Source organism: Salinispora tropica CNB-440 (assembly GCF_000016425.1).
Classification (GTDB): Bacteria; Actinomycetota; Actinomycetes; order Mycobacteriales; family Micromonosporaceae; genus Micromonospora; species Micromonospora tropica.
The window spans coordinates 3,236,678-3,249,391 of sequence record NC_009380.1; the positions used below are offsets into that span (position 1 = coordinate 3,236,678).

Genomic DNA, 12,714 nt, shown 5'->3' on the forward strand with positions numbered 1-12,714 from the left:
ATCTGGGTCTCCCATGTCCGACGGAGCTGTTGCTTTGCTCCCGCACGAGTGTGCCGACGCCAAAGTAACAGTGGCACAGAACCGAGTCCAGGCACGTAGAGTAGAAAGAACAATCTACTTACTATAAGCGTCACACACGCCACTGATGTGAGCAGCGACGTGGGCGGCCGGTCGGGGCCGACGGAAAGGTGGCACCACCATGGCGACCGGACTCCCGGCGGAGGGCACCTGCGTGGTCTGGTGGGCACCGATCTCCGGCTCCAGTGACGCCGAGTTACTCTCCCTGCTGGACGAGGGGGAGCGCCACCGGCACGCCGGGTTCGGTGACCCGGCGGGTCGCAGCGCATTCCTCACCGCGCGGTCCGTCACCCGGCTGGTGCTCGGACACCTGCTCGACGTCGCCCCGGAGACACTGCGGTTCCGGGCAACCTGTCGGCGGTGCGGCGGGCCGCACGGCAAACCAGTGTTGTGGTCACCGGCGACACCAGCACGCTTCTCCGTCTCGCACTCCGGGAGATGGTGTGTGATCGCCGTAGCCTGCGGCACCGACGTCGGGGTAGATGTCGAGCGGATCGGTCTCCGCCGCGACACGATCCCGGTGCGCGCGTTGGCGGCCGAGGAACGAACGGCGCTCGCCAGCCACGACAAGGCCAACCGGCTTGCCGGGTTCATCCGGTACTGGACCAGGAAGGAAGCACTCCTCAAGGCGACCGGTGACGGCCTGACGGTGGACCCGGCAGCGATCGTGGTGACCCGGCCCGACCAACCGGCCGGTCTCCTGCACTGGGCCGCCGAGTCCGCTCCCCCGGCCACCCCCCATCTCGCCGATCTCGCGGCGCCCCCCGGCTACACAGCCGCGCTGGCCAGCCTGGGCCGCCCGTTGACGGTGTCGATCCGTGACGGCGGCCTGCTCGCCGACCGATTCCGCCGCTCGGCCGGCACCGCTCCTCCATAGCCACCTGCCTGCCGCGGTGTGTCAGCGCCACGCGCCGACGCACCGGCGGAGAACTGGTTCCACCTGCATCGTCCGATGAGCCCAGAGAGGGATCTGATGTCCGACGACACCCGAACGCCATCCAGTGCCGAGACCGGCACGGTGCAGGCGCCCGCGCCGGCACCGCCCGACGAGTTCGTCCCACCGATCACCGGACGTAAGCGCACCCTCGCGCTCGTCGTGGTGCTCACCGGATTCGTGCTGGACCTGCTCGACATCACCATCGTCAACGTCGCGCTGCCGTCGATCCGCGACGGCATCGACGCGACGGCCGCCACGATGCAGTGGCTGGTGGCCGGCTACGCCCTCGCATTCGCCTCAATGCTGATCATTTCCGGTCGGCTCGGCGACATCGTCGGCGTCCGTCGGATGTTCCTCATCGGCGTCGCCGGGTTCACCCTCACCTCGCTGCTGGCCGGCCTCGCCCAGACCCCCGAACAGCTGATCGTCCTCCGGTTCGTGCAGGGCGCGATGGGCGCGATAATGGTGCCGCAGGTCTACACCCTCATCCAGCTCCTCTACGCGCCCAAGGAGCGCGGCCGGGCGTTCGCCGCGATGAGCGCCGCGCTCGCCTTCGGCACGGTGGGCGGCCCGTTGGTTGGCGCGTTGCTGACCACCGCCGACATCGCGGGGCTCGGCTGGCGGGCGATCTTCCTGGTCAACGTGCCGATCGGGATCGCCGCGTTCATCGCCGCGCGGGTGCTGCTGCCGGAGTCGGAAGCCAATCGCCGGGAACGGCTCGACCTGGTCGGAGCCGTTCTGATCACGCTGGCGGTGCTGCTGCTCGTCTACCCGCTGGTGCAGGGCCGGGAGCAGGACTGGCCGGTGTGGACGTACGCCAGCATGGTCAGCGGCCTGCTGGTCTTCGCGGTGTTCGTCCAGCACCAGCGCACCCGTACCGACTCACCGCTGGTACCGATGTCGCTGTTCCGACACCGCTCGTTCAACGCGGGTCTGGTGGTGGTCTTCCTCTTCCAGGGCGCGGTGATGTCGTTCTTCCTGGTCATCACCATCTACCTACAGATCGGGGTGGGATACAGCATCCTCCGGGCCGGTCTGTCCGGCCTACCCTGGGACATCGCCGTGCCGTTGCTCGGCTGGCTGTCCGCCCGGGCGATCACGCCCAGAATCGGCCGGACGGGCCTTCAGCTCGGCTTGGTGCTGCTGATCGCCAGCATGTTCTGGTTCATGTGGGTGATCGACAGCACCCCACAGGTGAGCATCTGGCAGCTCCTGGTGCCGATGTTCATCGGGGGTGCCGGCATGGGTATGACGTTCCCGCCGCTGATGGGCTACTCGCTCGCCGACGTCCCGGGAAACCAGGCCGGATCCGCCTCCGGAGTGGTCAACGCGAACTACCAGATCGGCGTGACCCTCGGTATCGCCGCCTGCGGCACGCTGTTCTTCAGCCTGCTGGCCGCGCAAACGCCCCACGCCACCGCAACCGTTGTGCCGGAGCTCCGCGCGGACCTGGTGGCCGTGGGCGTCGCCGACACGCAGGCGGCAGAGATCGGTGACCGGTTCCGCGACTGCCTCGAAAGCCAGCTCGGCGGGGCCGACCCGACCCTGCCGCCAGCGGGCTGCGACAGCGCTGGGTTGGCCGCGGGCAGCGGTACCACCGCGGTGATCGAGCAGCGGTCGTTCGAGGCGAGCCAGATCAGCTTCCAACGGGCCATGGTGGGCACGCTCTGGTACAGCGTGATCAGCTTCGTGCTGGCGCTGGTGGGTAGCTTCCTGCTGCCCCGCCGTTGAATCCGTCCCTGAACGCCGCACGGTCTCGGTCCCGCTTCGGTGGGACCGAGACCGCAGTCGGAACGAGTGGAAGTCAGCCGAGGCTGGTCCGGTAGGTCGCGAAGGTCCACACGTGCCCCTGCGGGTCACGACAGGTGAACTCGTACGAGTCGTGCGGCTTCGCCTCCGGTTCGAGCAGGATCTCCGCACCGGCGGCCACCGCCTTACGGTGAAGTTCGTTCACCTCCGTGTCAGTCTCCCGACGGACGAAGGTGCCAGCCGACGCGGCGCCGAGCGCCAACGGCTCGCCGATGCGCAGGGTCGAGTTGGCACCATTGATCATAATCAGACCATGGTCGCCGACCTGGAGCTCAGCGTGGTAGACGTTGCCCTGGCCGTCGTCGAAGACGGCCAGCTTGGTGAAGCCGAACGTGCCGGTCAGCCACGCGATGGCCTCCGCCGGGTTTTCGTAGGCGAGGTACGGGGCGACGGTGGGCGCGACGGAGGAATCGGCCATGGGACTCTCCTCGGACTCGGTACTACGCGGATTGACGCAGGACGAAACTACTCTATGCGTCCGTCGTGGCCTTTCCGACACGACGCAGGGAACAAATCACCGCTGTCAGGTCTTCGGGACCGTCCGGCCGATGCCCCGGGCGGCGCACCGTCCCAGACTGGTTCTCGCCGGGCACTTGCAACAAGCGACACCACACCCTACCCGGGATGCCGCACGGCCCGGGGAACGCGGCATCAGCGTGCCGCCACCGCGAGGGGCAGATGGTCGTACGACCGGAGGCTGGCGTGCCGGCGCCGAACCGCTGGCGCGGCGGGCCCGAGCACGGTGACCCGGTCGACCAGACGCTCGAAGACGACCACCGCCATCAGCCGGGCCAGGGCGGTGCCGACACAGTGGTGCAGCCCGCCGCCGAACCCGAGGTGCGGGTTGGGATCGCGACCGACGTCCAGCCGCTCCGCGTCGGCGAAGACCTCCTCGTCCCGGTTGGCAGCCCCGAGCAGTAGCAGCACCGTCCGACCGGCGCGGATCTTCTGCCCGGCCACCTCGACCGGCTTCCGCGCCACCCGGATGACGTTCTGGATCGGCGCGTCGTACCGCAGAAACTCCTCCACGGCCGAGGGCACCAGCGCGGGGTCGGCCCGCAGTCGACCAAGTTGCTCCGGGTTGTTGAGCAGGGCGGCGACGCCGTTGGACACCAGGCCCATGGTGGTCTCGAAGCCGGCGTGGAACAGAAAGAGCATGTTGTCGACGAAGTCGGCCACCGCCAGCCGGTCCGACGCGGACTCCTCCCAATACATCTCGGTCAGGGTGGGGCCGCCCGAGCCGGCACGGCGCACGGCAAGCAGGTCCCCGAAGTAGTCGTGTAGCCAGGGCAGCGCGGTGTTGATGTCGGCCAGATCCGCCGGGCTGAGGTTGGCCGCGTCGAACACCTTTGCCAGGGCGGTGACCCGAGTCAGCACCGCGGGGCGGTCGCCGGTCGGGATGCCGATCAGGTCACACACCACGCCGACCGGCAACGGCACCGCCAACTCGGTCACCACATCGAGCCGCCCCCGGTCGAGGGCGGGCTCCAGCAACGCGTCCGTCGCCGCGGCGATACGGTCGTGCAGCCGACGCACCACCGGTGTGCCCAGGGCCCGACCGATAAACCGGCGGAGTCGGGTGTGCTCCGGCGGGGTCCGGGTGAGCACGATCCGGTGGAGAAAGTCGACGCCCGGGCTGTCGCCCAGGGTCAGCCGGGTGTACTCCGCCGGCATCCGGCTCTCCAGCCGACCGTCACGCAGCAGGGCCGACACCGCGCCGTGGCCGGTGACCAGCCACTGGCCGAGCTCCGCACGGGTCAGGGGCCCTCGCGCACGCAGTTCGGCGTAGGCCGGATACGGGTCGTCCTTGGTCGCCAGGAACGCCGCGGACAGATGGGGGCGCGCGGTGTTGGCTCTCATGAGAAGACTATCCGCGAGTCTACCCCGAACAGCAAGACCCAACATACGGTCACACGCAACACGCTCAAGGGAGAATGTCGACACTCGTCAGGTCCCGCTATAGGCTCGCCCTGTGCGCGAGGAACCCGCTTCCGTCGGTCAACGCCTCCTGGCTCTCATGGATCACTATCGGGGTCAGGAGAGCGCCCTCAACGAGCAAGTCCTGTGGCGCCTACGCGGCCCGTACGACCACGACGCCATGACCCGTGCGGTAGTCGCACTGTCGGCGCGACACGAGCCGCTGCGGACCACCTACCCACGGGGTCGCCGGCTGCGCCAGCTCGTCCACGAGCCACGGTCACTTGTGGTGCCGCTGACCGACGTCTCCGGCGAACCGGACGCCGCGCAGCGGGTGATCGCCGCCGAGGTCGCCGCCCCGGTCGAGGCGTCGGTGTGGCCGCTACGCCCGCTCGTGCTGCGGATCGCACCCGAGCATCACCTGGTGCTGCTCACCCTGCATCACTACTGCTCGGATGACTATTCCAACGCGCTACTCGCGCGAGATCTACGGGCCCTGTACGCACGCGAGGTCGGCGAGGCGACTGACCTGCCCGACCCGCAGTGGCAGTACGCGCAGTGGGCCAACTGGCAACACGAGCAGCTCTCCGGGGAAAGTCTGGACCGGCTCACCGGATACTGGAAGGAAAAGCTCACCGGCGCGCGGCTGGTGGAGCTGCCGGCCCGACGGCGGCGACCGGTGCCCGAGGGCGAGCCGCCATGGATTTCCATCGAACACTATATCGACGCGGACACCACGGCTGGTCTCCGACAGCTCGCACGCCGGCACCGCACCACGCTGTTTCCGGTCACCCTGGCGGTGTTCTACGCCCTGCTTCACCAGGAGACCGGAGCGTCCGATCTCACCATCGCCTCGCTGTTCGCGAACCGGAGCCGGCCCGAGGTCCGCGAGACGGTGGGCTTCTTCGCCAGCATGGTGCTGCTACGAGAGCGATTCGGCGCGGACGCCACCCTCGGACAGCTGATCGCCCAGACCCGCACCACCGTGATGGAAGCTATGCGCCATCAGGATCTGCCGCACCAACTCCTTCCCCCGGACACCGTCGTCGGCGGGACCGGCCGTACCGACGACGTGCTGTTCCAGCTGCTGGGAAGTCTGCTGCCCCGGGCTGACATGGCCGGCGAGGAACTCGACGACATGGCGGCCCAGTTGGAACGGCGGCGCTTCGCACTGGAGTTCGTCGTCGTACCGCAGGGTGACGTTCTCTCGGTGTTGCTGCTCTGCTCCCGGGCGGAGTTCGACCCGGGATGGGCGGACGCCTTCGTACGGGGCTACGTCGCGTTGGTCCGGGCCACCGTCGCGGCCACCGACGTCCCCCTGGCCGAGTTGCGCGATGTCCTGGTCGCCTGAGGGACCAGTGAACCAAAGCGAACTGTCACCGCGGCGAACCGAGGAGAAATGATCAGCGAAGACGACGTACGGCAGCGAGCCCTGACCCTCCCGGAGGCGCACGCGAGCGCCCACTTCGACAACGCCGACCTAAGGGTACGCAACAAGATCTTCGCGTCCCTCCCCGCTGGCGCCGGCACGGTCATGCTGCGGCTGAGCCCGCAGGATCAGGCAGAGCTGCTGGCCGAGGACCCAGCGACCTTCTCCGCGCCCGACAACCACTGGGGGCGGCAGGGCTGGACGAGCGCGCGGCTGGACCGGGTCGACCCGGTCCAACTCGGCGAACTACTCACCGAGGCGTGGCGGCTGCGCGCGCCTCGACGTCTGGTGACCGCCTTCGACGCGCGACACGGCGACACTCCGGACTAGACCGGCTTCCGCGCCGGCGACCAGTCACTGGATGCGCACCAGACGACCGCTCACACCAGCGGAGGGTAGCGGCAGTGTCGCTTCAGGTGATTTACCGTTCCGAACGCGGAGGAGGATCCGGCCATCGCGACGGTACCGTACCCGACATCCGGCAAGTAGCTCCATATGCGACAAACCGTCGTCGTGTCTGCGATGAGGCACGCTACCACCCCACCCCTTCAGATTATCGATCTCGAATTGCCAAGGTACGAACCGCTCCGCCCGTGTCGTACCATTCCTTCTAAGATCACCTCCTGGCATCGATCAGATCCAACGTGAATGCTCAATAGATTGGGCCGATCGGATATTCCCACACCGTGTTCGTCCGCTCTAGGGTGTAGCTCCAACAGGAGGGGGAATTATGTTGCCGATGGTCAAGGCCCGAAGGGTAAGCACCACCGATGTCGCGATTTCGGTCAGCGGTAGCTGTACCCTAAGAACCGCTGGCTACGTAACCCGTGTCGCGGACTACATGCTCGGCCACGTCGAATCACGGCTGGAGCGTGTCGAGCTCGACCTGACCGAGGTGACCACGGTCGACGAGGACGGCTTCGCCTCCCTGGTCCAAGTCGCCGCGGCGGCGACCGAGGGAGGGGCCGCCGTGGTCGTGCGGTACGGAGCCGAACGGACAATACTGGAACGGCACCACACCGGGCGACTGATGGCGTCCGAGCAGATCGGACGCCTGTTGCGGACGCACCTGCGGCCGGCGGCCCGTCGCCGTCGGATACACCTGGTCGTTGCGGACGGCCGCATCGTCCGCGGCTGCGCTGTTTCGCTCGCCGGACGAGACCGAGGTTGATCCCGGCCGGCCAGCGGCATGGCCCGGTGACGTCGGGGCGCGGCTGTCGAACGACGGGGCGTGGTTGCCCGCCACCAGGCCATGCGGGCCAGCGCCCGCACCCCCGGTCGTCGTCGGTCGCGACCGGGCCCTGCGCGACGCTCCGGCCACGACCGGACCCATTGACAGCAGTCATCCGCGCCCGGTCAACCGTTGAGCCACGTAGACAACCGGGCCGACGATTAACCGGCCCGCAACCAAAAGACAACGTTATCGTCACCCCTTCCCTCCTGCGTCGAACTCGGCCGAACCAGAGAAAACAGTGGACATCCCGAAGCCACAGACCGCCGCCGGACAAACTCATTGTCACCGTTTACGAGACACATCGTAACCGAATCCGGGCGCAGATTCGGTTCCACAACGAGAGGGACTGATTTCGGCCGAAGCGACAAATGCCGGTCCGGCGAGACCCGGGCACCTGGGCACTCGGCCAGGTGCCCGGCGCGCATGTCGGTGTCGGCGTCACACCGCCAGTGTCCCGGCGTTCGCGCTGGTGTCGTGTCACGGACCGCCGGGCTTGCCCAGAACAGTAGACACGACACACACTAGACACCATGACCACATCGGCCCTGGCACCACGCTTCGACGCCTTGGACCCGAACGTCGTCGAGGACCCCTACCCGGAGTACGCCCGCCTACGTGCCGCCGGTCCGCTGTGCCGGCTCGGACCGGGCAGTTGGGGGGTCACCCGATTCGCCGACGTCACCAACCTGCAACATGACCCCCGCCTCGGCAGCGAGTTCCCAGCGGGCTACCACGAAATCTCCGTCGGCGACGGCCCGGCGAGCGCGTTCTTCCAACGGGTCATGCTCTACCGCGACCCGCCGGACCACATCCGGCTACGCCGGCTGATGAGCGGAGCGTTCACTCCTGCGGTGGTCCGGCGGTTGCGCTCCCACATCGAGGACCTGGTCGACGAACTACTCGCACCGGCCCTGGCGGCCGGCCGGATGGACCTGGTTCCCGAGCTGGCCTATCCGCTACCGGTACGGGTGGTCTGCCGGCTGATGGGAATCCCACCGGAGTCCACCGAGGACGTGCGCCACCACGCGACGAACATTGGCCGAGCGTTCACCGCGGTCGTCCCGGAACAAGCCCGGACCGAAGCCGACGAGGCCGTCAGTTGGCTGCGTGAACACCTCGGTGCCCTCCTGGAACAACGCCGGTCCCACCGGGGCGACGACCTGCTCTCCCGACTTCTGGACGCCGAGGAGTCGGGGGACAACCTCAGCGCCGACGAGATCGTGGACAACACCGTCTTCTCGTTCTTCGCCGGCTTCGAGACGACCGTACATATGATCACCACCGGCACCGCGGCACTGCTGGCCCACCCCGACCAGCTCGCCCGGCTGCGTGCTGACCCCTCGCTGGTGACGACCGCCGTCGACGAGTTCCTCCGCTGGGACGCACCGATCCAGGGCACCGCTCGCTACGTTCGCGAACCGATCGAGATCGGAGGCCGGACCATCCGCAGGGGTCGAGTCCTGGTGCTGATGATCGGCTCGGCTAATCATGACGAGCGACGGTTCGCCCAGCCTGACCGCCTCGACGTGGGCCGCCAGGACAACCCACACGTCGCCTTCGGCGGCGGTGCCCACCTGTGCCTCGGCGCCTTCCTGGCCCGGATGGAGGGTGCGGTGGTCTTCGACCGGCTGGCCCGACTCGCGGTGTTGGAGCCCGACGGCCCCACCGTCCGGGAGCCGAACACCCCCTTCCGGGCGTACGCCTCGGTGCCGGTGCGAATCGGCGACAGGTGAGCCACCCCTCGTCGGCACCTCCCCGGCGCGCGGTACCGACGGCCTCACTCGGTGGTCGGCAGCGCCTCCAACACCGTCAGCGTGGGCGTCGCGATGACCTGGCCCAGCCGTAGCCCGGCCCGCTCCAGCAGCGCGCCGGTCTGCGCACTGCTGCGGTGTGCCCCGCCGGTGAGCACCATCGCGTGGACGTCGAACAGCTTCGCCACGTCGAAGGTATCCCCGGGCGGCAGCACCGCTTCCAAGAGCACCAACCGGGAGTCAGGCCGCATCGCGGCGCGGACGACGCCGAGAATCCGGACCGCGTCGTCGTCGTCGAATCCGGGCAGCACCGTCTTGAGTAGGTATCCGTCGCGGCCGGCCGGTACCGCGTCGAAGGCGCTGCCGGACACCACATCGCAGCGATCCGCGACCCCGGCACCGGTGAGCACCGCCGGGGCACCTGCCACGACGTGCGGCAGGTCGAACAGCACGCCGCGGACCGCCGGGAACCGGGCCAACAGCCCCGCCAGGAAGCCGCCGGTGCCACCGCCGATGTCGACCAGCGTGCCGAAGCGCCGCCACGGGTAGGCGCCCAGAAGCGTCCGCAGGTGCAGCCGGTTGATGCTACGCATCCAGTCGTCGACCCGGGCGCTCTCTGCCGGGTTGGCGGCCAGATGGTCCCAGTAGCTTCGGCCGTGCACCCGCTCGAAGGCCGGCCTGCCGGTCCGGAGGGTGTGTCCTATCTGGGCCCAAGAGCGCACGTCGGAGTCGAGCACCGTGAAGCTGTCCCGCAGCGACATCGGGTGATCCCCGCGGAGCGGCTCGGCCAACGGAGTGAGAGCGAACTCCGCCTCACCCACCTCGGTGAAGACTCCCCGGGCCGCTAGTGCCCGCAGCAGCCGCAGCAGTGCGCCCGGATCAGCCCCGGCAGCCTCGGCCAGGTCGATCACCGTCCGTGGACCGTCCGCGAGCAGGTCGGCGACGCGGAGGTCACAGGCGGCCCGCAGGGCGAACGGGGTGATCTGGTCACCGAGTTCGCCGAGGCGGACCACGGCGTCCAGGTCGAGCCGCGGCCGTCCGGCCATCTTAACGCCCCTCTCGTACGCGCAGCCGCTCACCGGCGAACCGCAGCAGCCCCAGCTTGTCCAGGCCCACGCGGACCCGGTGGGTCATCAGTCCGATCTGGCCGAGCGCGGCCGCGACCCGTGAGAACACCGCCTGCCGATACATGATCATGAGCTCGTGCGACGCGGCGAACGAGACTCCCTCGGCCCGGTCGACCTCCAAGCGTTGCCAGATGTCGCCGAGCAGAAAGCGCTGGCGGATCAACGATGCCGCTTCGAGGACCAGGTCCTCCCGTTCGGCCCGCTCCGCCGTAGTCAGCTGGCCGTAGAGGCCGCGGAGAGAGAGCACGCCGAAGGTGACGTGCCGAGCCTCGTCCCGGGCGACGAGGCGGGTCAGGTTCTTGATCAGCGGATCGTGGAAGCTGCTGTTGGACAGTCGAAACGAGGCCATCGCGATCGCCTCGACCATGATCTGCATGCCGAGTGCGGTCACGTCCCACCGCGAGTCCGAGAGAATGTCGGTGAGCAACTCCCGCAACGGCGGCGACACCTCGTACGGCTCGGGAATCTTCTCTCGCAGATACCGTGAGAAGACCTCCACGTGACGTGCCTCGTCCACGGCCTGGGTGGCGGCGCAGAACTTGCTGTCGAGGTCGGGTACCGCCGCCACCAGGCGGGCGGCGACCACCATGGCCGCCTGCTCACCGTGGAGGAACTGGCTGACCATCCATGACTGGAACTCCCAGCGGAAGTCGTCCCAGGCGGCCCGACCGCGTGCCGCGAGCGGAGAATCCGCGAACGCAGCCATCGCGAACGCGGAGTCGTCAGGAAGCGGTTCACCGAACGGCACGTCCACCGTCCAGTCGACGTCGGACACCTTCCACTGGGCCGATTTGGCCCGCTCATAGAGGGCCATCAGCCGAGGATCCGTGGCTTCGTAGTCCCAGTTGAGTGTGGTGTCGACCTGGGTCGGCACAACAAGGCTCATACGACACAACGTACCGATCGGGCCGGCCAATGCCAATCCACTGACGCTATCGTCGCTTTCGTGAACACACGACAAACGCCAGCATCGGTGTCCCAGCGTCTTCTCTGGATGATCAAACACTACCGTGCCGACTTCGGTGCGTTGAGCTGTCCGTTACTGTGCCGGCTGACCGGCGACCTGGACGCTGACGCGCTCGACGCCGCGTTGACCAGGCTCGCCGCCCGGCACGAATCGCTGCGGACCACCTTCACCGGACGCGGAGCCCGGCTGGCCCAGATCGTTCACCCGCCGGCCCCGGTGCCGACCCGGCGGATCGACCTGTCCGACCATCCGGACCCGGACGGTGCGGTCGACGAGGCGCTGCGCGCCGAGCTACGCACCGCGATCGACCCCACCGAGTGGCCGGCCCGGGCGACGCTGTGGCGGCTCGGGGCCCGCACACACCTGCTCTGCCTGAACCTGCACCACCTGGTGACCGACGCCTGGTCCACCGGGATTCTCTTCCGCGACCTCGGCGCGCTGTACGCCCAGGCGACCGAAGCGAGTTCACCGCTGCCCGACACCGGCTGGCCGTACACCCGGTTCGTCGAGTGGCAGCAGGAACTCCTCGACGGCGACGGGCTACAACGACACCGGGACTACTGGCGCCGGCAACTGGCCGGCAGTCAACTACCGGCGCTGCCCGCCGCGGCGGACGACCAACCAACCAACGGCGATCGGCCGGCCACCGCGGATGTGGCGATCGACCTCGACCGCGAGACCGTCACCCGGCTGCGAGCTCTGGCCCGAACCCGTCGCACCACGCTCTTCGCGGTGCTGCTGGCGGTCTTCTACCACCACCTGCACCAGGTCACCGGCCAGGACGACCTCGCGGTGGCGTCGATGTTCGCCAACCGGTCCCGCCCCGAACTGCGGGAGACCGTGGGTCTGCTGGCCAACATGGTGCTGCTGCGAGCCCGGGTCGGACAGGCAGCCACCTTCGCCGATCTCGTCGGGCAGGCGCATTCCGCAGCCATCGGCGCCTTCACCTACCAGGACCTGCCGTACCAGATGCTGCCGGCGGACGCGGTGCGCGCCGGTGGGCGCCGCGCCGACGACGTGCTGTTCAACGTGATGGCCGAGGCGCAGCACCGCACGGTCGCGGCGGGTCTCGGCTTCGAACTGCTGGTCCCTCGAGGCCTGGGCAGCCGGTTCCGGTTCGAGTTGGCCATCGCTCCGGTGGGACCGGCGGATCTGCGGGTCGTCTTCTACCACCCCACCGCCGCGTACACCCCGGCCCAGGCGCACCGATTCCTCTCCGGGTACGCCGACCTGGCCACCACCCTGACCGCGGCGCCCACCGCCCCGCTGGGCACCGCCCGGCCGGTCTGATCCGGACTGTCACCCACCGGTCCGCAGGTGGCGCTGGGAAAATACGAGAAACCACACAGCACTAACACCACACACTCTTGACACCGCATGCCGCTACTGAGAGGCTTCGACCAGTCCTACCTGGTATACGCGCAGGAGGCGGACGACTCCTCGGGCCGTACCGCGGGGCACCGCT

11 protein-coding genes are annotated in these 12,714 nt (G+C 68.6%); 7 read left to right on the plus strand and 4 right to left on the minus strand.

Annotated elements, in window-relative coordinates; genetic code table 11:
* Positions 1-199: 199 nt before the first annotated feature.
* Both STROP_RS14165 and STROP_RS14170 read left to right on the plus strand, forming a co-directional pair.
* Complete coding sequence (locus STROP_RS14165) at positions 200-955, plus strand: 4'-phosphopantetheinyl transferase family protein (protein ID WP_012014044.1); 756 nt, start codon at positions 200-202, stop codon at positions 953-955.
* A 96-nt stretch (positions 956-1,051) separates the two neighbouring features.
* On the plus strand, positions 1,052-2,746 hold the full coding sequence (locus tag STROP_RS14170) for an MFS transporter (protein WP_012014045.1): 1,695 nt from the start codon (positions 1,052-1,054) through the stop codon (positions 2,744-2,746).
* A 73-nt stretch (positions 2,747-2,819) separates the two neighbouring features.
* On the opposite strand, the gene STROP_RS14175 is transcribed toward STROP_RS14170, so the two are convergent.
* Positions 2,820-3,242, minus strand: a complete 423-nt coding sequence (locus STROP_RS14175; RefSeq protein WP_012014046.1) for a VOC family protein — start codon at positions 3,240-3,242, stop codon at positions 2,820-2,822.
* Positions 3,243-3,475: 233 nt separating this feature from the next.
* Positions 3,476-4,684 carry a cytochrome P450 gene (locus STROP_RS14180; protein ID WP_187151550.1) on the minus strand — a complete coding sequence of 403 codons (1,209 nt, stop codon included), beginning with the start codon at positions 4,682-4,684 and terminating at the stop codon, positions 3,476-3,478.
* Between the two features lie 157 nt (positions 4,685-4,841).
* On the opposite strand from STROP_RS14180, the gene STROP_RS14185 reads away from it, so the two are divergent.
* The 4 genes from STROP_RS14185 to STROP_RS14200 all read left to right on the plus strand — a co-directional run bounded on the left by STROP_RS14185 (position 4,842) and on the right by STROP_RS14200 (position 9,137).
* On the plus strand, positions 4,842-6,092 hold the full coding sequence (locus STROP_RS14185; protein WP_012014048.1) for a condensation domain-containing protein: 1,251 nt from the start codon (positions 4,842-4,844) through the stop codon (positions 6,090-6,092).
* A 48-nt stretch (positions 6,093-6,140) separates the two neighbouring features.
* Positions 6,141-6,500 (plus strand): MmcQ/YjbR family DNA-binding protein, encoded by a 360-nt coding sequence (locus STROP_RS14190; protein WP_012014049.1) that lies wholly within the window; start codon positions 6,141-6,143, stop codon positions 6,498-6,500.
* Positions 6,501-6,900: 400 nt separating this feature from the next.
* On the plus strand, positions 6,901-7,341 hold the full coding sequence (locus STROP_RS14195; RefSeq protein ID WP_012014050.1) for a hypothetical protein: 441 nt from the start codon (positions 6,901-6,903) through the stop codon (positions 7,339-7,341).
* Positions 7,342-7,934: 593 nt separating this feature from the next.
* Positions 7,935-9,137, plus strand: a complete 1,203-nt coding sequence (locus STROP_RS14200) for a cytochrome P450 (protein WP_012014051.1) — start codon at positions 7,935-7,937, stop codon at positions 9,135-9,137.
* Positions 9,138-9,181: 44 nt separating this feature from the next.
* Here STROP_RS14200 and STROP_RS14205 read toward each other — a convergent pair whose 3' ends face one another.
* Entirely contained in the window at positions 9,182-10,201 is a 1,020-nt protein-coding gene (locus STROP_RS14205; RefSeq protein WP_012014052.1) for a methyltransferase, read from the minus strand.
* Between the two features lies 1 nt (position 10,202).
* Complete coding sequence (locus STROP_RS14210) at positions 10,203-11,168, minus strand: ferritin-like domain-containing protein (RefSeq protein WP_012014053.1); 966 nt, start codon at positions 11,166-11,168, stop codon at positions 10,203-10,205.
* 60 nt (positions 11,169-11,228) lie between these two features.
* Here STROP_RS14210 and STROP_RS14215 point away from each other — a divergent pair, with 60 nt between their 5' ends.
* Positions 11,229-12,539 (plus strand): condensation domain-containing protein, encoded by a 1,311-nt coding sequence (locus STROP_RS14215; protein WP_230582391.1) that lies wholly within the window; start codon positions 11,229-11,231, stop codon positions 12,537-12,539.
* Positions 12,540-12,714 lie beyond the last annotated feature (175 nt).

Bases quoted from the DNA above. Each gene is read 5' to 3' on its own strand.
- STROP_RS14190 (WP_012014049.1), top strand. From the start codon at position 6,141: ATGATCAGCGAAGACGACGTACGGCAGCGAGCCCTGACCCTCCCGGAG.
- STROP_RS14180 (WP_187151550.1), bottom strand. From the start codon at position 4,684: ATGAGAGCCAACACCGCGCGCCCCCATCTGTCCGCGGCGTTCCTGGCG.
- STROP_RS14205 (WP_012014052.1), bottom strand. From the start codon at position 10,201: ATGGCCGGACGGCCGCGGCTCGACCTGGACGCCGTGGTCCGCCTCGGC.
- STROP_RS14200 (WP_012014051.1), top strand. From the start codon at position 7,935: ATGACCACATCGGCCCTGGCACCACGCTTCGACGCCTTGGACCCGAAC.
- STROP_RS14210 (WP_012014053.1), bottom strand. From the start codon at position 11,168: ATGAGCCTTGTTGTGCCGACCCAGGTCGACACCACACTCAACTGGGAC.
- STROP_RS14175 (WP_012014046.1), bottom strand. From the start codon at position 3,242: ATGGCCGATTCCTCCGTCGCGCCCACCGTCGCCCCGTACCTCGCCTAC.
- STROP_RS14165 (WP_012014044.1), top strand. From the start codon at position 200: ATGGCGACCGGACTCCCGGCGGAGGGCACCTGCGTGGTCTGGTGGGCA.
- STROP_RS14185 (WP_012014048.1), top strand. From the start codon at position 4,842: ATGGATCACTATCGGGGTCAGGAGAGCGCCCTCAACGAGCAAGTCCTG.
- STROP_RS14195 (WP_012014050.1), top strand. From the start codon at position 6,901: ATGTTGCCGATGGTCAAGGCCCGAAGGGTAAGCACCACCGATGTCGCG.
- STROP_RS14170 (WP_012014045.1), top strand. From the start codon at position 1,052: ATGTCCGACGACACCCGAACGCCATCCAGTGCCGAGACCGGCACGGTG.